This window comes from Actinorugispora endophytica (genome assembly GCF_004363075.1).
GTDB lineage: Bacteria > Actinomycetota > Actinomycetes > Streptosporangiales > Streptosporangiaceae > Actinorugispora > Actinorugispora endophytica.
Genome location: NZ_SNYN01000001.1, coordinates 191891 through 211627, shown reverse-complemented (window position 1 = coordinate 211627; position 19737 = coordinate 191891). Strand labels below are relative to the sequence as shown.

Sequence of the window (19737 nt, the reverse complement as noted above, 5' to 3'; positions counted from 1 at the left end):
CCGTCCGACGACGGCCCGTCAGACGCCGCCCTCGCGGACCGGTTTGAGGAGGGGGGCGCCCGGGCCCAGGGAGGCCATGGCGTCGTCGTCGTTGCGCAGTCCGCACGATTTCAGTGACAGGCAGCCGCAGCCGATGCACGAGGTCAGCCGGTCCCGCAGCCGCTGGAGGGCGTCGATGCGGGTGTCGAGCTCGGACCGCCACTCGCCGGACAGCCGCGCCCAGTCCTCGACGGTCGGGGTGCGCTCGTCGGGGAGGGTGGCCAGCGCGGCGTGGATCTGGCCGAGGGTCAGGCCCACCCTCTGGGCGGCCGAGACGAACGCCAGGCGGCGCAGCGTGCTGCGGTGGTAGCGGCGCTGGTTGCCCGCCGTGCGCTCCGAGCGGATCAGCCCCCGCTCCTCGTAGAAGCGCAGCGCGCTGTGCGCGACCCCGCTTCGTTCGGCGAGCTGGCCGATGGTGAGTCGGATCGGAAGGTGGCTCATGTCACTCAACTCTCCTCGTTTCGTTCCGGTTGACCTCAAGTTAACTTGAAGTCCGACACTGGTCGCATGCCGACCAGAACCCTTTCCAGGTACGCCGACCTCCCGGCGCTCATCGGACTGCTCACCGGGGACGAGAAGCACCAGGCGGCCGCGGTCTCCACCCTCGACGTGCTCTGGGTGCTCTACGACCGGATCCTCGACGTCACCCCGGAGACCGCCGACCACCCCGACCGCGACCGCTTCCTGCTGTCCAAGGGGCACGGGCCCGCCGCCTACTACGCGATCCTGGCCGCCAAGGGCTTCATCGACGTCGGTGAGCTGCGCCGCTGGGGCGAGTTCGACTCGCCGCTGGGCCACCACCCCGACCGCACCCTCGTCCCGGGCGTCGAGATCGGCAGCGGCTCCCTCGGCCACGGCCTCGGACTGGGGGTGGGCACCGCGCTGGGCCTGCGCGCCCAGGGCCGCACCGGACCCCGCGTCGTCGTCCTGCTCGGCGACGCCGAACTCGACGAGGGCAGCAACCACGAGGCCGTCGCCGCCGCGGCCCGGATGGGCCTGGACTCCCTGACCACCGTGGTCGTCGACAACCAGTCCGCCTCCCTGGGCTGGCCCGGCGGCATCGGGGACCGCTTCGCCCGCGAGGGCTGGGCCGCCCGCACCGTCAACGGCCGCGACCACGGCGCCCTGCACGACGCCCTGACCGCACCCCACCCAGGCCGCCCGCTCGCCGTCGTCGCGCGCGTCGCACCCAAGGAGTAGCCGATGACCGTCCTCGCCCCCGAGACCACCACCGTCCAGCGCATGCGCGAGGCCTTCGCCGACACCGTCAACGCCCGGCTCGACACCGACCCGCGCCTGGCCGTCGTGCTCGCGGACATCTCCGCCGACCTGTTCGCCCGCGCGGCCTCCCGCCATCCCGGCCGGGTCGTCAACGTCGGCATCCGGGAGCAGCTCATGATGGGCGTCGCCGGAGGCATGGCCCTCACCGGGATGCGCCCCGTCGTGCACACCTACGCGCCGTTCCTCGTCGAGCGCGCGTTCGAGCAGATCAAACTGGACCTGGGCCACCAGGGCGTCGGGGCGGTCCTGGCCAGCGTGGGCGCCTCCTACGACGGTTCCGGGATGGGCCGCACCCACATGGCCCCCGGCGACGTCGCCCTCTTCGACACCCTGCCCGGCTGGACCGTGCACGTGCCCGGCCACGCCGCCGAGGCCCGGCGGCTGCTCGGCCCGGCCCTCGACGGCGACGACCGCGTCTACCTTCGGCTGTCCACCCGGGGCAACGCCGCCGCCCGTCCCGTCGGGCAGGGCATGGTCGTCATCCGGGCCGGGTCGCGCCGGGCCCTGGGCACCGTCGTCGCCGTGGGCCCCGTGCTCGACCGGGTCCTGGCCGCGACCGAGGGGCTCGACGTCACCGTCGCCTACCTCGCCACCGTCCGCCCCTTCGACCGCGCCGGGCTCAACCGGATCGCCGCCGCGGCCGCGCACGCCGACGTCATGATCGTCGAGCCGTACCTGCGCGGAACCTCCGCCCACGAGATCGCCGAGGCGCTCGCCGACCGCCGCCACCGCCAGCTCGGCCTCGGCGTCACCCGCGACCGCGAGGTGCGCGGCTACGGCGCCCCCGAGGACCACGACCGGGCGCACGGCCTCGACGCCGAGGGCATCGCCGCCAGCGCGCGGGGGTTCTTCCTCGCCTGAGGAGCGGCCGTTCGCCGCAGTGCCCGGCAACCGCGACAATGGGTGGTGATGAACCTCGTCAACCTTCAAGACGTCTCGCTGGCGTACGGCCCACTGGTCCTCCTGGACTCGATCTCGCTCGGGATCGACGAGGGCGACCGGATCGGCGTCGTGGGCCGCAACGGCGGCGGCAAGTCCACCCTCGTGTCCCTCCTGGCCACCCGGACCGAACCCGACTCCGGGCGGGTGATCCACACCCGGGGCCTGCGCGTCGGCTTCCTGCACCAGCGCGACAGCTTCCCCGAGACCACCGTCGGCGACTTCGTGCTGGGCGAGCGCGCCGAACACGAATGGGCCGGTGACGCCCGGGTCCGCGACGTGCTGCGCGGCCTGCTGTCCGGCTGGGACCTGGACGCCTCCATGTCGGGGCTGTCCGGCGGCGAGCGCCGCCGCGCCGGCCTGGCCCGGATGCTCATCGAGACCCACGACCTGATCATCCTGGACGAGCCCACCAACCACCTCGACATCGAGGGCATCGCCTGGCTCGCCGAGCACGTCAGGGGCCGCCGCGAAGCCCTCGTCGTGGTCACCCACGACCGCTGGTTCCTGGACGCCGTCACCAACCGCACCTGGGAGGTCGTGGACGGCCGGGTCGAGCGCTACGAGGGCGGGTACGCCGCCTACGTGCTGGCCAAGGCCGAACGCCAGCGGCTGGCCCAGGCCACCGAGGAGCGCCGCCAGAACCTCATGCGCAAGGAGCTGGCCTGGCTGCGCCGCGGCCCGCCCGCCCGCACCTCCAAGCCCAAGTTCCGCATCGACGCCGCGAACGCGCTCATCGCCGACGAGCCGCCCGTGCGCGACACCGTGGAACTGGTCCGCTTCGCCAGTTCGCGGCTGGGCAAGACGGTCGTCGACCTCAAGGACGTCACCCTCCGGGCCGGTGACAACACCCTGCTGGAGCGCCTCACCTGGCAGCTCGGCCCCGGGGAGCGGGTCGGCCTCGTCGGGGTGAACGGGTCCGGGAAGACCACGCTGCTGCGCCTGCTCGCCGGGGAGCGCGAACCCGACGCCGGACACGTGCGGCGCGGCAAGACCGTCAACCTCGGCCACCTCTCGCAGAACCTCACCGAGCTCGACGCCGGCGCCCGCCCCCTGGAAGCGGTCACGGAGATCCGCGAGCACGTCACCATCGGCAAGAAGGAGTACTCCGCCGGCCAGATGCTGGAGCGCTTCGGCTTCCGCGGCGACCGCCAGTGGACGCCCGTCGGCGACCTGTCCGGAGGCGAGCGCCGCCGCCTGCAGATGCTCCGGCTGCTCATGAGCGAGCCCAACGTGCTGCTCCTGGACGAGCCCACCAACGACCTGGACATCGAGACGCTGACCGAGCTGGAGGACCTGCTCGACGGCTGGCCCGGATCGCTGGTGCTGGTCAGCCACGACCGGTACTTCCTGGAGCGGATGTGCGACCGGGTGTTCGCGCTGCTCGGCGACCGCGCCATGCGGCACCTGCCCGGCGGCGTGGACGAGTACCTGGACCGGCTCGCGGCCGCCGACGACGGCGGACGGGTGCCCCAGGCCCGGACCGGCGAGCAGCGGCCCGCGGCCGAGGAGGCCGCCCCCGGGCTGTCGGCGGCGGAGCGCCGCGCGGTGCAGAAGGAGATGCAGCGCGTCGAGCGCCGCATCGAGCGGATCGGCGCGCGCGAGACCGAACTGCACGCCCTGATGGCGGAGGCGGCCGAGGACTACACGCGCCTGGCCGACCTCGACGCCGAACTCAAGGCGCTCACCGCGGAGAAGGACGGGCTCGAGGAGGTCTGGCTCACCGAGGCCGAGAAGCTCGGGGAGTGAGCGCGCGGCGCCCCGGGAGACGGCGCCGGGGCGCCGCGCACCCTCACGCGGCTCCAGGCGGCCTCAGAGGGCCCCGGACGCGTCCCCGGAGGCTTCCTCCCACCCCGCGCGGCCCGAAGCGCGCCACCGCCCTGGAGAAGCTCCGGCGCGGGGGTGTGTCGGCGTCGGGAATCCGCCGACCGGATCGTCGGGGGTGTCTCGTGCCGGCGCGGTGACGGGGCGGCGACGACGCGCGGGCCCCGGGCCGCGGGAAGGTGCCCGTTTCCCGGCGCTCCCTCCGGTGATCGTGACCTTTTCGGGGTCTCAACCGCCTCTGAGACCCCGAAAAGGTCACGATCACCGGGAGGAACGGACACCACGGACACCGGTGCGCGGACCACCCCCGCGCCGGAGCGGGCTTCCCTAATCCTCGTCGAGAGGGGACAGGACCGACCTCAGCAGCGACGAGAGCCGCTCGCGCTCGGCGCGCCTGAGCGAGCCCAATAGGGACTCCTCGTAGCGGAGCAGGTCCGCCAGCGCCGCGTCCACGCGCTCGCGGCCCTCGTCGGTGAGGCGGACCAGCACGCCCCGCCGGTCCGCGGGGTCGGGGAAGCGGCGCACCAGCGCGGCCGCGGCCAACCGGTCGATCCGGTTGGTCATCGTGCCCGAGGTCACCAGGGTGGCCCGCAGCAGGCGCCCCGGACTCAGCTCGTACGGGGCGCCCGAGCGGCGCAGTTCGGCGAGCACGTCGAACTCCCACGGCTCCAGGTCGTGCTCGGTGAACACCGCGCGGCGCGCGCGGTCGAGGTGCCGGGCCAGCCGGGACACCCGGCTCAACACCTGGAGCGGCTCCACATCGAGGTCCGGGCGCTCGGCGCGCCACGCCTCGACCAGACCGTCAACCTCATCGCGCATGGACCCAGCATATCTCTTGACATCGAGATAACCGGCGGGTTCGGGCGGACCAGGGCGTCACTCCGGCCCGCGGGTCCGCGCCGACGACTCCAACCGGGGCTTGGGATCCAGCTTGGACAACCCGTTCCAGGCCAGGTTCACCAGGTGCGCCGCCACCACCTCGCGCTTGGGCCGGCGCACCTCCAGCCACCACTGCCCCGTCAGCGCGACCATGCCCACCAGCGACTGCGCGTACAGCGGAGCCAGCTTCGGGTCGTAGCCGCGCGACCGGAACTCCGCCGCCAGCTCGTGCTCCACCTGGGTCGCGATATCGCTGATCAGGCTCGCGAAACTGCCCGTCCCCGACGCCGCGTGCGAGTCGCGCGCCAGGATGCGGAACCCCTGGCTGTGCTCCTCGACGTAGCGCAGCAGCGCCAGCGCCGCGCCCTCCAGCTTGTCCTTGGCCTGGTCCGCGACGAGGGCGTCGCTGACCATGCCGAGCAGGTACTGCATCTCGCGGTCCACGACGACGGCGTAGACGCCTTCCTTGCCGCCGAAGTGCTCGTAGACCACCGGCTTGGAGACCCCGGCGCGCGCCGCGATCTCCTCCACCGACGTGCCGTCGAAGCCGCGTTCGGCGAACAGTTCCCTACCGATGTCGAGAAGCTGCTCCCGGCGCTCCTTGCCGGTCATGCGCTTTCTGCGGGATCTGGGTGTCTGCTCGCTCACGGCTCCCATGATGGCCGATCAGCCTAGGCCTGCACACGCTTGGCCGCGAGGCGCTCCGCGTTCGGCCAGCGCACCTTGGTCGCCCAGCCGAACTTCTCGAACGCCCAGATGACCCGTGCGGAGATGTCGATCTGCCCCTTCAGGACACCGTGCCGCGCGCAGGTCGGGTCGGCGTGGTGCAGGTTGTGCCAGGACTCCCCGAAGGACGGGATGGCCAGCCACCACACGTTCCGGGAGCGGTCGCGGACCTCGAAGTTCTCCTCGCCGATGGTGTGGCAGATGGAGTTGATGGACCAGGTCACGTGGTGCAGCAGGGCGATGCGCACCAGGCTCGCCCAGAAGAACGCGGTCACCGCGCCCCACCAGGACATGGTCACCAGGCCGCCGATGACGGCCGGGGCCAGCAGCGAGAACGCCACGATCGCGCCGAACCACTTGTCGATGCGGACCAGGTCCTTGTCCTTGAGCAGGTCCGGGGCGAAGCGGCGGGGGGAGGTCTTCTGCTCGTCCAGGTACAGCCACGCCATGTGCGCGTAGTACAGGCCCTTGGCCACCGAGCGCCAGTCCTCGCCGAAGCGCCACGGCGAGTGCGGGTCGCCCTCGTGGTCGGCGTACTTGTGGTGGCGGCGGTGGTCGGCCACCCACTTGATGACGCCGCCCTCGATCGCCATGGACCCGGCGATCGCCATCACGATCTTCAGCGGGCGGTTGGCCTTGTACGAGCCGTGCGTGAACAGGCGGTGGAAGCCCACCGTGATGCCCAGGCCGCTGATGACGTAGAAGACCGCGCCGATGGCGACGTCGGTCCAGGACAGGCCCCAGCCCCAGGCGAAGGGCACCGCCGCGGCGACGGCCAGCAGCGGGACGAACACGAACGCGAAGACGGTGTAGCGCTCGGCCCTGCCGCGCTTCTCCTCCAGGATCTCCGGTTCGGGACCCCTCCGGGTGTTCTCGGGTGCGATCTCGGGTGCTGCGGTCATGTGTTGTCCACCTCGTTCGGGACGGCCGTGCGGATCGGGGCGATAAGGCCCCAGTCCCGAGAGGGGGAGTCGGTTCGACCGGTCGCGGAACCGGCCGCACACCACCTCGTCAGGCGAGACCTGTCAGGGGGACGGATGCGCGGTCGTCGCCGGCCGCCACCCGACCGCCCGGCGGTCGTCGTGCAACTTATACCTACGTAACCGTAACCTACGGCCCCGTAGGTTTGGCAAGGGGTGGACGGCCGGGAACTTCGTGCGGATGACGACTGCCCACCTGGCCAGTGGAAATGCGACCGGGAACCTTACTCGGGAGACACATGTCACTGACCCGGCCCGAATTCCGGCTGTGGACAAGCCGAAAAGCACTTGCGTCGCCGTGTCGACACTGCTCCACGCTGGGGACATGGAACAGAACAAGCGTTCGAACGAGTCGGACGACGTCCTCCGTGCCCGCGCGATCGACCTGCGCGAGCAGGGCTGGAGCAACCCCGAGATCCGGGCCGAACTGGGACTGAGCGGCTGGAAGCTCACCCAGCTCTTCCAGGGCCATGTCGATCCCAGACACGAGAACCTCGCCAACCGCGCCAAGACCGAGGTGCGGGCGAAGGCGCTGGACCTGCGCGAGCAGGGCTGGAGCTACGACGCCATCGCCCGCAGGCTGCGGGTGTCCAAGAGCAGCCTGTCCCTGTGGCTGCGTGACCTGCCCAAGCCGGACAAGCCCTACCCGGGTCCGGTGCCGAAAGAGCGGAAGATGACCCAGGAGGAGTGGGAGGCGCACTGCGCGAACCGGGTCAAGGCCAAGGCAGACGCCTACTTGCAGGGCAAGGTAGAGGAGAGAAAGGGAGAGATCATTGCTGGGGCGAGCGAGATCGGGGAGGTCACGGACCGTGAGCTGCTCATAGCAGGAGCAATGATCTACTGGTGTGAGGGTGCCAAGAGCAAGCCGTGGCGAAGGCAGAACGTAGTTGTTCTGATCAACAGTGACCCGGACTTGATCCGGCTCTTCCTCCGTTTCCTGGGTCTCTGCGGTTGGGGGTGCGACCGCCTCTCGTTTCGGCTGAGTATCCATGAGAGTGCTGACGTCGATGCCGCTACCCGCTTCTGGGCGGAAGTGGTAGGTGTGCCCGAAGATCGATTCAAGAGCCCGTCGTTGAAGAAGCACAACCCCGAAACGGTGCGTAAGAAGGTGGGAGACCACTACCAAGGGTGCCTGGTCGTCTACGCGCAGAAGAGTGCGGGGCTCTACCGGCGTATCGAAGGGTTGTCCAGGGCGGTCATGCTTGGATCCACTGAAGCCATCGCTCGCATCAGGGACGAAGTCGAGCCACCTGGAAGATGAGTAAGTGGCGGACCTGTCCCTTGAGCCGGTGTGAGCCGTCTCCTGGTGGAGGCGGCTCAGCCGGTTGCCGACAGCCGTTGGACGGATGAAGCGCAGTCGAGATGCTTTGGAGGTGGGGAAAGGGTTATCTTGGTGCCTGGAAGAGCGGACGGTCCACGGGGTCACCTAGACTTAGATGAACCAGAAGGAAATGTCCGTTTTATTCCCGGATGATGTAATTGGCAGCATCTGGGGTTTTGGTCCCCATCGTCCAGGTTCGAGTCCTGGTCCGGGAGCGACTCATCACTGACCAGCGCAAACGCGCTCAGTGGGAAACTTCATCAATCAGACACAGGGGTTCGAGCCTTCGCGGCCGGAGCCCCTGCGCTGTTTCACCCCGGTTGCGCCCAAAGTGTCGCCCTCCCCGCCGAGGCGGGCCCGGCTGCGCGCCATCCCCCCTGTATGCTGCCCGTGTCGGCCCAAGACGTGGGTGTTCGGCGTGCTCTGAGTGGGTCTTCCGACCCGTCGACACCGCGCACCGACCGCGAGGACCGTTCCCGTCGCGGACCGGAGCCGACGTTCATCCGCCAGCGACACGAGGAGTCTCCGCCAGTGAGCGTGAGCCGTCCGGCTGCCGTCATCGTCCTAGCGGCGGGCGAGGGCACCCGTATGAAGTCCAGGCACCCCAAGGTCCTCCACGAGATCTGCGGACGGAGCATGCTGGGACACGTCCTGGCCGCCGCCGCCGAACTCGAACCGGAGCGCACCGTCGTGGTGGTCGGGCATGCCAGAGAGCAGGTCGCGCGGCACCTCAAGGACGTCGCGCCCGAGGCCGCCACCGCCGTGCAGGAGCAGCAGAACGGCACCGGGCACGCGGTGCGCATGGCCGTGGAGGAGCTGCGCGCCCAGGACGTCGAACTCTCCGGGACGGTCGTCCTCACCTGCGGCGACACTCCTCTGCTGCGCGGCTCGACGCTGCGCGGCCTGGTCGCGGCCCACCAGGAGTCCGGCAGCGCCGTCACCGTGCTCTCGGCCCGCGTCCCCGACCCGACCGGCTACGGCAGGGTGGTGCGCGACGCCGACGGCGCCTTCACCGGGATCGTCGAGCACGCCGACGCCACCGAGGCCCAGCGCGCGGTGGACGAGGTCAACTCCGGCATGTACGCCTTCGACGGCGCGCTGCTCGCCGAGGTCGTCAACCGGCTGTCCACGGACAACGCCAAGGGCGAGGAGTACATCACCGACGCGGTGGCGCTCCTGCGCGGCGACGGCCACGGGGTGGGCGCCTTCACCGCGGAGGACCGGGTCGAGGTGGAGGGCGTGAACGACCGGGTGCAGCTCGCGGAGGCGCGCCGGCTGCTCAACGGCCGCCTGCTCGAACAGCTCATGCGCGACGGCGTCACCGTCGTCGACCCCGCCTCCACCTGGGTGGACGCGGAGGTCGCGGTCGGGCGCGACAGCGTGATCGAACCGCAGACCCAGCTCCAGGGCCGGACCGAGGTCGGCGAGGGCGCGCGCGTGGGACCCGCGACGCTGCTGCGCGACACCAGCGTGGGCGACGACGCCGTCGTCTCGCACACGGTCGCGCACGAGGCCGTGATCGGCGCCCGGACGACCGTCGGCCCCTACGCCTACCTGCGCCCGGGGGCGCGGCTGGAGCAGGGGGTCAAGGTCGGCACCTACGTCGAGGTGAAGAACTCCGTGGTGGGCGAGGGCTCCAAGGTGCCGCACCTGACCTACGTGGGCGACGCCGACATCGGCCGCGGCGTCAACATCGGCGCCTCCTCGGTCTTCGTCAACTACGACGGGGTCACCAAGAACCGCACGGTCATCGGGGACCACGCCCGGACGGGCAGCGACAACATGTTCGTCGCCCCGGTCCGCGTGGGCGACGGCGCCTACACGGGCGCCGGGACCGTGGTCCGCGAGGACGTGCCGCCCGGCGCGCTGGCGGTGTCGTCCGGCCCCCAGCGCAACATCGAGGGGTGGGTGCGCCGCAAGCGTCCCGGAACACCCTCCGCGGAGGCCGCGGAGAGGGCGAGTGAGGCCGGCTCGGAGGAGGGCCGTTGACCGCGTCGCGGGCGTGCCCCCGACCGGCGGGCTCTGTCGGCAGGCGAAGAAAGTAGGCGGGAAACTGTGGGGGATATGCACGTCACCGGCATGAAAGCCGCGGGGCAGAAGAAACTGATGCTCTTCTCGGGGCGCACACACCCCGAGCTCGCCGAGGAGGTCGCGGCGGAGCTGGGCATCGAGGTGGTGCCGACGAGGTTCCAGGACTTCGCCAACGGTGAGATCTTCGTCCGCTACCTGGAGTCGGTGCGCGGTAGCGACGCGTTCATCATCCAGTGCCACTCCGAGCCGATCAACAAGTCCATCATGGAGCAGCTGATCATGGTGGACGCGCTCAAGCGGGCCTCGGCCAAGCGCATCACCGTGGTCACGCCGTTCCTGGGCTACGCGCGGCAGGACAAGAAGCACCGCGGCCGCGAGCCGATCTCGGCCCGTCTGATCACGGACCTGTTCGGCACCGCGGGCGCGAACCGTCTGATGGCGGTCGACCTGCACACCGACCAGATCCAGGGCTTCTTCGACGGCCCCGTGGACCACCTGTTCGCGCTTCCGCTCCTGGCCGAGTACGTGGCCTCGCAGGTGGAGGCGTCCGAGACCACGGTGGTGTCCCCGGACGCGGGCCGGGTGCGCACGGCGGACCGCTGGGCGGACCGCCTGGGATCGCCGCTGGCGATCATCCACAAGCGGCGCGACCCGGACGTGGCCAACGAGGTGAAGGTGCACGAGGTCGTGGGCGAGGTCCGGGGCCGCACCTGTGTGCTGGTGGACGACATGATCGACACCGCGGGCACCATCGTCAAGGCGGCGGACGCCCTCTTCGAGCAGGGCGCGGCCAAGGTCATCGTCGCCGCGACGCACGGTGTGCTGTCGGGTCCGGCCGTGGACCGGCTGCGCGAGTCGCGGATCTCCGAGGTGGTCATCACCAACTCGCTGCCGGTCCCCAAGGACCGCCAGTTCGAGAAGCTGACGCAGCTGTCGATCGCGCCGCTGGTCGCCCGCGCGATCCGGGAGGTCTTCAGCGACGGTTCGGTGACGAGCCTGTTCGAGTGAGCGGAAGGGCCGGTCGGCGGGTGTCGGACACCCGCCGACCGGCCTGCCCGTGCACGAGCCGTCGGCGGAGCCGTTAGACTGCTATGAGCTTCCCCGCGTCTGTGGGGTAATCCCCGCGCTCGCGCGGGCCGCTTCACCAGTGGCGCGGCGAGATCGTGTTTCCCCGCGTAGGCGGGGCTTTCCCGCTGGTATGGAGCGGGGCTGTTTCGTAGAAGCCGTGTCTCCCCGTCGCCGCGGGGGATGATCCACACCAAGGAGTTCCGTCGTGTCCGAGGTACGTATCGCTGCCGAGCCGCGCACCGAGTTCGGTAAGGGCGCCGCGCGCCGCGCCCGTCGCGCGGGCAAGGTGCCGGCCGTCCTCTACGGCCACGGCACCGACCCCCGTCACATCACCCTTCCGGGCCATGACCTGATGCTCGCCCTGAAGACCCCGAACGTGCTGCTGCGCCTGGACGGCGTCGAGGGCGGCGACAACCTGGTCCTGCCCAAGAGCGTCCAGCGCGACGCGATCAAGGGCTTCCTGGAGCACGTCGACCTGCTCGTCGTGAAGAAGGGCGAGAAGGTCTCGGTGGAGATCTGGGTGACCGTGACCGGTGAGGTCGCCCATGGCGGGGTGCTGAACCAGGAGCTGGTCCAGATCGAGGTGCTGGCCGAGGCCACCCACATTCCCCAGGGCGTCGAGGTCGACGTGACCGGTCTCGAGGCCGGTGCGCAGATCTCCGCCGGTGACCTGAAGCTCCCCGAGGGGGCCGAGCTGGCCACCGACCCCGAGGCGCTCGTCGTGACGATCGCCGCCGAGCGCACCTCCGAGGAGGGCGCCGGCGAGGAGGGCGAGGCCGCCGCGGCGCCCGCCGCCGAGTAGGTCGACGCCACGTCGAACGGATTCGCATTGACGCGCGGTCTTCTCACACGGTTGTGGGGAGGCCGCGCGTCCGCGTCCGCGGGGCCTGACGTACGAGTGGTGGAGAGTGGTGACGTGAGCGCGGAGCGCTGGCTGGTCGTCGGACTGGGCAATCCCGGGCCCAAGTACGCGGGGAACCGGCACAACGTGGGTTTCATGGTGGTGGACGCGCTCGCCGCGCAGGCGGGCGAGCGCTGGAAGGCGCACAAGGCGCACGCGGAGGTCGTGGAGACCCGTGTCGAGGGCGTGCCGGTGGTGCTGGCCAAGCCGCGCTCCTTCATGAACCTCTCGGGCGGCCCGGTCGCGAACCTGTGCGCGTTCTACAAGGTCCCGGTGGAGCGCGTCGTCGTGGTGCACGACGAGCTGGACATCCCGTTCGGCGCCCTGAAGCTGAAGCGGGGCGGGGGGTCGGGCGGCCACAACGGCCTGCGTTCGGTCACGGCCTCGCTGGACGGCCCCGGCTACGTCCGGGTGCGGGTCGGTATCGGGCGCCCCCCGGGGCGCATGGACGCGGCGGCCTTCGTCCTGAAGGACTTCTCCTCGGTCGAGCGCGGGGACCTGGACGTGGACGTGGCCCGCGCCGCCGACGCGGTGGAGACGGTGCTGGTCTCGGGGCTGGAGAAGGCCCAGTTGATCTACCACACCGCGGCCTGAGAGCGGTCGGGGTCCCCGATCCGTGCCGCGGGTCGGGGAGTGGCGGGGCTTCCGTCCGGAGCCTGCCCAGCGTCGGTCCGGGCCGCGCCGTCGCGCGGCCGTGCCCCGCCAGCCCCGCGTCGCCGGGGGTCCTGTTCCACACGCCGGCCTCGGTGCTGCCGCCGGCGCTGTCGACTCCGCCGCCGGGGGCCTGGTGCCGCTCGTCCGGGCGGGAGGGCCCGGGGCCCGTGCTCTTCCGGAAGACCAGGGCGGGCGGGGGTGGGGTCGGGTCCGCGCTCCACAGGTTTCGTACCATGGTCGTCGGGGCGGGGTCGCGGAAGGCGACGCCGCGCTCACGCGGCGGGCACGACGGAGTGCTCACGGCGCGCGGGGCCCGCGTGTCACCCGGGTGGGGCCGTGGTCGCGGTGGTGTGCGTCGGACGGGCCGCCGCAGCTGGTCAACGTGGTCGAGGGCGGCATGTCGTCGGGCGGTCCGCGGCCGCCGTTTCCCGAGGAGGCGACAGGGTGCCGGGACGACGGGCCCGTGGCAGGTGCGCGGGCGGCCCGGCCCCTTGCGGGAGGAATCGGTGCGCCTGGATCCGCGGTCCGTGGAAAACTGGTCGCTGACTCTGGACGTTCAGATTCCGTGGAAAACGTGTTCGGCGGTCGTCCGTGGAGCGGGAGCATACTGAGCCTGGTGAGCACCATCAGAAACGATCATGAGGTTGCGCGCGACCTGGCCGTCGAGGCCGGGCAGCACCTGACGCGGTTGCGTACGCGCAGCGGATTCGACGAGCCCGAGGTGCTGCGCACCCTGGGGGACCGCGTCTCGCACGAGTTCCTGTTCTCCGCGCTGGGGAGGCTGCGTCCCAGCGATGCGGTGCTGTCGGAGGAGGGGGTGGACGATCCCAAGCGGTTGAGCGCGCGCCGCGTGTGGATCATCGACCCGCTCGACGGCACCCGCGAGTTCTCCGAAGAGGGCCGGATGGACTGGGCCGTGCACGTGGCGCTGTGGGAGAACGGCGAGCTGGTCGCGGGCGCGGTGTCGCTTCCGGCGCAGGGCAGCACGCTGTCGACGGTGGACCCGCCGTGGCTGCCGGAGGAGCGTCCGGCCGAGCAGCGGCTGCGGATCACCACCAGCAGGACCAGGCCGCCGGAGTTCGTGCGGCGCCTGGCCACCCGGATGGGCGCCGAGCTCGTCCCGATGGGGTCCGCGGGCGCGAAGATCTGCGCGGTGCTGCTGGGGATCGCCGACATCTACATCCACGCGGGCGGCCAGTACGAGTGGGACAGCGCGGCCCCGGTGGCGGTCGCCAGGGCCGCTGGCCTGCACACTTCCCGAATCGACGGCGCTAACCTGACCTACAACGAAGCCGACCCGTACCTGCCGGATATCCTGGTATGCCGACCGGAGTTGTCGAGTATGTTGTTAGCCAGTATTCGCAACGTAGCGGATCTGGACAGTGCGGGTCCACACACCGGAGCCTGAGGCCCCTCGGCCCGGTGAGCGAAGCGAGCATGAGGCGGGTTATGAGTCAGGCCAGTGAAGCCCTCGGGCGCTATCAGCTTTCGCAGCTCGACTTCCTCGAAGCCGAGGCGATCTACGTCATGCGGGAGGTGGCGTCGGAGTTCGAGCGGCCGGTGCTGCTCTTCTCCGGCGGCAAGGACTCCATCGTCATGCTCCGGCTCGCCGAGAAGGCGTTCTGGCCGGCCCCGATCCCCTTCCCGGTCATGCACGTGGACACCGGTCACAACTTCCCCGAGGTCATCGAGTTCCGGGACCGGCGGGTCGCCGAGACCGGGGTGCGCCTGGTGGTGGCCTCGGTGCAGGAGCAGATCGACGCCGGCAAGGTGACCGAGCAGACCGGCCGCTGGGCCAGCCGCAACCGCCTGCAGACGTCCGCGCTGCTGGAGGCCATCGAGGAGCACGGCTTCGACGCCGCGTTCGGCGGCGCCCGCCGCGACGAGGAGAAGGCCCGCGCGAAGGAGCGGATCTTCTCCTTCCGCGACGAGTTCGGCCAGTGGGACCCCAAGAACCAGCGTCCCGAGCTGTGGAACACCTACAACACCCGCGTCAACCGGGGTGAGAACATCCGGGTGTTCCCGCTGTCCAACTGGACCGAGCTGGACGTGTGGGGCTACATCCGGCGCGAGGGCGTGGAGCTTCCCTCCATCTACTTCTCGCACCGCCGCCGGGTGTTCGAGCGCGACGGCATCCTGCTGCCCGACACCCCGGTCATCACGCGCGAGGAGGACGAGGAGGTCTTCGAGGCTTCCGTCCGGTACCGCACGGTGGGCGACATGACCTGCACCGGAGCGGTGCGCTCGACCGCGACCGGGCTCGACGAGGTGATCGCGGAGATCGCGGCGACCCGGATCACCGAGCGGGGCCAGACCCGCGCGGACGACCGGGCCAGCGAGGCCGCCATGGAGGACCGCAAGCGCGAGGGCTACTTCTAGGGCGTGCCCGAGAAGTCGTTCCGGCCCCCGCAGGGGGCGTCCGCCCGGAGGAGCCCGGGAGCCCCGACCGGGCCTCCGCGGCCCTCCCGACCCCACCCACCCGCGCCAACGCACTTGGACTAGCTGCACATGAGTACTGACATCCTGCGGTTCGCCACGGCCGGCTCCGTCGACGACGGCAAGAGCACCCTGATCGGCCGCCTTCTCTTCGACTCCAAGTCGATCTTCGAGGACCAGCTCGACGCGGTGGAGCGCACCAGCCGCACCCGGGGTGAGGAGGGCGCCAACCTGGCGCTGCTCACCGACGGCCTGCGCGCCGAACGCGAGCAGGGCATCACGATCGACGTGGCCTACCGGTACTTCGCGACCCCGCGGCGGACCTTCATCATCGCCGACACCCCCGGCCACATCCAGTACACCCGCAACATGGTCACCGGGGCCTCCACCTCGGACCTGGCGATCATCCTGGTGGACGCCCGCAAGGGCCTGCAGGAGCAGAGCCGCAGGCACGCCTTCCTGGCCACCCTGCTCCAGGTCCCGCACCTGGTGCTGGCGGTGAACAAGATGGACCTGGTGGACTACTCCCAGGAGCGCTTCGAGGAGATCAAGCAGGAGTTCTCGGCGTTCGCCACCAAGCTCGACGTCACCGACCTCGCCTTCATCCCGCTGTCGGCGCTGCACGGCGACAACGTGGTGGAGCGCTCGCTGAACATGCCGTGGTACGACGGCCCGTCGCTGCTGCACCACCTGGAGAACGTGCACATCGCGTCGGACCGGAACCTGATCGACGTGCGCTTCCCGGTGCAGTACGTGGTCCGCCCGAACCGCGCCGACGACCCGGAGCTGCACGACTACCGGGGCTACGCGGGCCAGGTCGCGGGCGGTGTGCTCAAGCCCGGCGACGAGGTCGTGCACCTGCCCTCGGGGCTGAGCACGCGGATCAGCAGGATCCTCACCGCCGACGGCGAGGTCGCCGAGGCGTTCTCCCCGATGTCGGTGACGCTGCTGCTCGAGGACGACATCGACATCTCGCGCGGTGACATGATCTGCCGTCCGAACAACAGGCCGAACGTCACCCAGGACGTCGACGCGATGATCTGCTGGATGTCCGAGAGCCGCAGGCTCACGCCGGGTTCGAAGCTGGTCGTCAAGCACACCACCCGCACCGCCAAGGTGGTGGTCCGCGACCTGCTGTACCGCCTGGACGTCAACACCCTGCACCGGGAGGAGGACGCCGCGGACCTGTCCCTCAACGAGATCGGCAGGGTGAACCTGCGCGTCACCCAGCCCCTGTTCGCCGACGAGTACAAGCGCAACCGGCTGACCGGCGGGTTCATCCTGATCGACGAGGGGACGAACGCGACGGTCGGCGCGGGGATGATCGTCCGCGCCGAGTGACGGGCGGACCTCCCGCTCTCGTCGCGGCCCCCGAGTCCTCCCGGGAGGACTCGGGGGCCGCGGGCACGTCCGGGGACTCGAAGCGGTCGTTCGGCTGCTCGGAGCAGCGCTCCCGGTGTCCGTGAGCGATCCCGAGCGGTGCTTCGTCGGCGGTCTCGGCGAACGCGGCCTGTCCGGCCGCCCGGGCGCAGCCGCGCGGGACCGCCTCGCCGGCCGGCCCGCCGCCGTCCACCGGGGCGGCGCGGCGGATCAGGAAGGCGGAGGGGGCGGTTCGGCGGTCCGGGAGCGCGGCAGGCCGGCGAAGGCGGCGCCGGCGTGGTCGAGGCGGTGGTCGGTGCCGACCGGGGTGACGGCAGGTCACGGCAGCGGTCCCGCCGTGATCGAGGCCGGCGTGGACTCGCGCCGCTCCTCCCGCTGGGCGGGGAGCAGGCTGGTGGAGGGCCGGCACAGGAGAGCCGTGAGCGTGGGGGTGTCGATCCGGTCGTAGACCTCGATGCGGACGGTCGGCACGCCCAACAGCTTGGCCATGACGAAGAACGGCAGCGCCACGCCCGCGCCGGTGGAGACGACGACGGCGGGCCGGTGCCGCGTGAACACGCGTACCGCCAGCAGGGTGCTGCGGATCAGGTCGCCGATGTGCCGGGTGGTCGGTCGGCGGGCCCAGCGGACGTTCTCACCCTTCAGGGTGGACGTCGCGTCGGGGGTTCGGAAGGTGACCCAGAATCGTTCGTGCTCGTTCCACCACGGCCGCGACGGCCACAACCGGGCGAGGTGTCCTCCGCTGGAGGCGACGAGCAGGACATGGGGAGATGCCATGTCGCAATGATTGCATAACTTAGAGTAATTTAATTATGACTTGAGGTAATAGAGTCGTGGTCGTGGGCGGTCCCGCCATGTCGACCGTCCCGTTCCGCGCGACCCCGCCGGGGGCGGCCTTGCCGCCGTGCCCCCGGTCGCCTCCCCTCCGCCGCCCCGGCAGCGGCGGGCCCCTCAGCGCCTCCAGTGCGGGACCCGACCCCACCAGCGGGCGAGGCGCTCGTCGTGGGGCGCGAAGTGGTCGTTCAGGCGGGCGCGAAGGGCGGGGCCCACGCCACCGCGCGTCCGGGCGCTGTGCCGGTCGAAGCGGACGCCGTTGTGGTGCGGCAGTCCCAGGAAATCCTCGAGCGCGGCGAAGTGCCGCTCGGGGTCCTCGAAGAGGCTCTCGCTCTCCACCACGTGTATCCGCTCGCGGCCCAGGAACCGCTCCAGGCGCTCCAGCTGCTCGGCGTAGCGCCCCCGGGCGAGGTAGGCGTGGTGCTGGTGGCTGTAGGAGCGCGCTCCCGGGTGGGTGAGCAGGTACTCGTCCTGGCCTTCGAGGCGCTCGGACTCCAGTTCCAGGGCGCGTTCGAAGGGCTCGGTCTCGAAGCCGCGGGCCGACTCGTGCGCGTGCGCCGAGAAGGCGCGCTCCACCGGGTCGCGCAGCGCCACGACGACCTTCACCCAGGGCAGGTCCCGGGCGATGCGCTCGGCCCCCAACGGGTGGAACATGTAGTACGGACTGGACTCGAACACCCGGACGCCGCCCTCGGGGCCGTGCTTGCGCACGGCCGACAGGGTCGGGAAGTGGCCCCGGTAGAAGTCCAGGCCGCGGTCGTAGTGGACGTCGAAGTAGTGCACGCCCCTGCGCAGGGTCGGCCCCTTGACCAGCGGGTGCTGTTTCAGGGCCCTGAACAGCGGGGTCGTGCCGCCGCGCTGGGCGCCGACGAGGAGGAAGTCGGGCAGGGTGCGCGTGTTGCGGGTGAGCTGGCCGAACGCGTTCGACACCGACTGGATCGCGTTCCTCAGGCGGGGACGGTCGGACCGCTGCGCGGAGATGGTCTTGGTCAAGGGTCTTCCTCGCTCGTTCGGGACGGCGCACCGGTGGTGCGCCCTTCGGGTCGGCCGGGACCGGAGTCGGACCGGTCCCGGCCGGGGTCAGTTCGAGGCGGCCTCGCGGATGGCGCGCTCCTCCAGGTCCGCCAGGGCGGGGAGCAGCCAGTCGTCCACGGCGGCCAGGCGGCCTCCGGCCTCGGCCTGGCGGTCGTGCAGGTAGCGGGTGGCCAGGTCGACGAGGTACAGCGCCATCACGGTGGCCGCGGCCGAGCGCCTGAGCCCGGTCGCGGCCAGCACGGGATCGGCCAGGAGCGCCGAGCCGCTGTCGAGCCACCGCCGCACCCCCTGGCGCACGCCGGCCTGCACCGACTCGTTCAGCTCGTAGTGCAGCGCGTCGAATCCCACCGGGACTCCGAAGGCCAGGCGCTCCCAGTCCCACAGGAACGCCCGCCGGGCCGTGCTGGCGACGTTCCACCTGGTCAGGTCGCCGTGCCAGGCGCCGAACGGCATCCGGACGTCGGGCAGCCGCCTCAGCGCGGCACCCAGCGCGCCCGCCTCGGGGCGGTCGCCCAGGGCCGCCACCCGGCCGGCCAGCGCCCGCAGGTAGGGCGAGGCGGCCAGCGGCCGCCGGGTGATCGGCTCCAGGCCCGCCACCTGGACGACGCAGCGCAGCAGTTGGCGCCTGGTCGGCCGGTCCGTCCGGCTTCCGATCGGCAGGGCCTCCTGCACCAGCAGGGGGCGGCTGTTCCACTCGCCCGCGTGCAGCAGCCGCGGCACCGTCACGTCCCGCAGGGGCGTGCCCGAGAGCAGGCGAAGCGCGTCGGTCTCGGCGGCGACCAGCCGCGAGGTCAGGGCGTTCACCCCCACCTTGGCGTAGCCGGCGGTCCGCCCTTCGGGGGTGAGCAGCAGCAGGACGGGTTTGCGGTTGGCGCGCGGCGGGCCGACGTGGATGGCGATGACGAGTTCGCGGCCCAGGGCTTCCGAGAGCGCGTGCTCGATGGTGTGCCCAGACCCGACCCGGAGCCGGTCGCGCAGCAGCAGCGGGGCCATCCCGCTCGCGAACGCCGTGCTCAGCAGGGCCGCCCTCAGCCGCTCCCCGAACGAGTGCCGCTGCGTGAACGCCGCGATGCCGCGCACGGCGGCGTACCGGTCGGTGGCGGGGAGGATCACCCGCGGGTTGTACGCCGAGGGGATCGGGAGGTACTCGCGGATCGGGCCGAGCGGGGTGCCGGACGCCTTCGACGCGCTCCGGAGCGGCCGGTTGCGGCGGCCCAGCAGTCCGCCGCACGGCCACAGCACCTCGGCGAGGTCGGTCAGGTAGGCGGTCTCGTCGCTCACCGGACGCCACCCCCGGGAGCGGGCGGGCCCGTCCGCCGCCGAAGCGGGGCCGCGACGGGCGTCATCGTCGCGGTGACGGGTCGGCGGCGCCCCCGCCCCTGCCGGCGTCCGAAGGGGCCGCACCAGCG

At 71.4% G+C, this 19737-nt stretch carries 18 protein-coding genes and 1 pseudogene; 12 read left to right on the top strand and 7 right to left on the bottom strand.

From position 1 onward, the window contains the following. Positions 1–18: 18 nt before the first annotated feature. On the bottom strand, positions 19–480 hold the full coding sequence (gene soxR, locus EV190_RS00945) for a redox-sensitive transcriptional activator SoxR (RefSeq protein ID WP_133739486.1): 462 nt from the start codon (positions 478–480) through the stop codon (positions 19–21). A gap of 66 nt (positions 481–546) precedes the next feature. On the opposite strand from soxR, the gene EV190_RS00940 reads away from it, so the two are divergent. The 3 genes from EV190_RS00940 to EV190_RS00930 are packed head-to-tail and all read left to right on the top strand — an operon-like array spanning position 547 to position 4008. After that, positions 547–1239, top strand: coding sequence for a transketolase (locus EV190_RS00940; RefSeq protein ID WP_133739485.1), 693 nt, complete (start codon positions 547–549; stop codon positions 1237–1239). A 42-nt stretch (positions 1240–1281) separates the two neighbouring features. Further along, entirely contained in the window at positions 1282–2181 is a 900-nt protein-coding gene (locus EV190_RS00935; RefSeq protein ID WP_133740089.1) for a transketolase family protein, read from the top strand. 48 nt (positions 2182–2229) lie between these two features. After that, positions 2230–4008, top strand: coding sequence for an ABC-F family ATP-binding cassette domain-containing protein (locus EV190_RS00930; RefSeq protein WP_208112976.1), 1779 nt, complete (start codon positions 2230–2232; stop codon positions 4006–4008). A gap of 402 nt (positions 4009–4410) precedes the next feature. Here EV190_RS00930 and EV190_RS00925 read toward each other — a convergent pair whose 3' ends face one another. Genes EV190_RS00925 through EV190_RS00915 form a run of 3 tightly spaced genes read right to left on the bottom strand, consistent with a single transcriptional unit; the run spans position 4411 to position 6590 of the window. After that, on the bottom strand, positions 4411–4902 hold the full coding sequence (locus EV190_RS00925) for a MarR family winged helix-turn-helix transcriptional regulator (protein WP_133739483.1): 492 nt from the start codon (positions 4900–4902) through the stop codon (positions 4411–4413). A 57-nt stretch (positions 4903–4959) separates the two neighbouring features. After that, a complete protein-coding gene (locus tag EV190_RS00920; protein WP_133739482.1) occupies positions 4960–5619 on the bottom strand; it encodes a TetR/AcrR family transcriptional regulator in 660 nt (219 codons plus the stop codon). Positions 5620–5633: 14 nt separating this feature from the next. Continuing rightward, entirely contained in the window at positions 5634–6590 is a 957-nt protein-coding gene (locus EV190_RS00915) for an acyl-CoA desaturase (RefSeq protein WP_133739481.1), read from the bottom strand. Between the two features lie 403 nt (positions 6591–6993). On the opposite strand from EV190_RS00915, the gene EV190_RS00910 reads away from it, so the two are divergent. The 9 genes and pseudogenes from EV190_RS00910 to cysN all read left to right on the top strand — a co-directional run bounded on the left by EV190_RS00910 (position 6994) and on the right by cysN (position 16420). Next, positions 6994–7929 (top strand): helix-turn-helix domain-containing protein, encoded by a 936-nt coding sequence (locus tag EV190_RS00910; RefSeq protein ID WP_166655347.1) that lies wholly within the window; start codon positions 6994–6996, stop codon positions 7927–7929. 591 nt (positions 7930–8520) lie between these two features. Further along, positions 8521–9978 (top strand): bifunctional UDP-N-acetylglucosamine diphosphorylase/glucosamine-1-phosphate N-acetyltransferase GlmU, encoded by a 1458-nt coding sequence (glmU, locus tag EV190_RS00905; RefSeq protein ID WP_133739479.1) that lies wholly within the window; start codon positions 8521–8523, stop codon positions 9976–9978. Positions 9979–10053: 75 nt separating this feature from the next. Next, a complete protein-coding gene (locus tag EV190_RS00900; RefSeq protein WP_133740088.1) occupies positions 10054–11028 on the top strand; it encodes a ribose-phosphate diphosphokinase in 975 nt (324 codons plus the stop codon). Between the two features lie 265 nt (positions 11029–11293). Beyond that, on the top strand, positions 11294–11890 hold the full coding sequence (locus EV190_RS00895; protein WP_133739478.1) for a 50S ribosomal protein L25/general stress protein Ctc: 597 nt from the start codon (positions 11294–11296) through the stop codon (positions 11888–11890). A 96-nt stretch (positions 11891–11986) separates the two neighbouring features. Further along, positions 11987–12583, top strand: coding sequence for an aminoacyl-tRNA hydrolase (pth, locus tag EV190_RS00890; RefSeq protein WP_243742256.1), 597 nt, complete (start codon positions 11987–11989; stop codon positions 12581–12583). Positions 12584–12605: 22 nt separating this feature from the next. Next, a pseudogene (locus tag EV190_RS24395) lies at positions 12606–13022 on the top strand (hypothetical protein); the annotation flags it as partial. 237 nt (positions 13023–13259) lie between these two features. After that, a complete protein-coding gene (locus EV190_RS00880; RefSeq protein ID WP_133739476.1) occupies positions 13260–14051 on the top strand; it encodes a 3'(2'),5'-bisphosphate nucleotidase CysQ in 792 nt (263 codons plus the stop codon). 41 nt (positions 14052–14092) lie between these two features. Next, positions 14093–15022 (top strand): sulfate adenylyltransferase subunit CysD, encoded by a 930-nt coding sequence (gene cysD, locus EV190_RS00875; protein WP_133739475.1) that lies wholly within the window; start codon positions 14093–14095, stop codon positions 15020–15022. A gap of 129 nt (positions 15023–15151) precedes the next feature. Beyond that, positions 15152–16420: a sulfate adenylyltransferase subunit CysN gene (gene cysN, locus EV190_RS00870; RefSeq protein WP_133739474.1), complete on the top strand. Its 1269-nt coding sequence runs from the start codon at positions 15152–15154 to the stop codon at positions 16418–16420. Between the two features lie 357 nt (positions 16421–16777). Here cysN and EV190_RS00865 read toward each other — a convergent pair whose 3' ends face one another. From EV190_RS00865 to EV190_RS00855, 3 genes are all read right to left on the bottom strand, one after another. Next, positions 16778–17236, bottom strand: a complete 459-nt coding sequence (locus EV190_RS00865; protein ID WP_133739473.1) for a UDP-N-acetylglucosamine--LPS N-acetylglucosamine transferase — start codon at positions 17234–17236, stop codon at positions 16778–16780. 174 nt (positions 17237–17410) lie between these two features. Then, positions 17411–18286 (bottom strand): sulfotransferase family protein, encoded by an 876-nt coding sequence (locus EV190_RS00860; protein ID WP_133739472.1) that lies wholly within the window; start codon positions 18284–18286, stop codon positions 17411–17413. A gap of 87 nt (positions 18287–18373) precedes the next feature. Next, complete coding sequence (locus tag EV190_RS00855; RefSeq protein ID WP_133739471.1) at positions 18374–19609, bottom strand: phosphotransferase; 1236 nt, start codon at positions 19607–19609, stop codon at positions 18374–18376. Between the last annotated feature and the right edge of the window lie 128 nt (positions 19610–19737).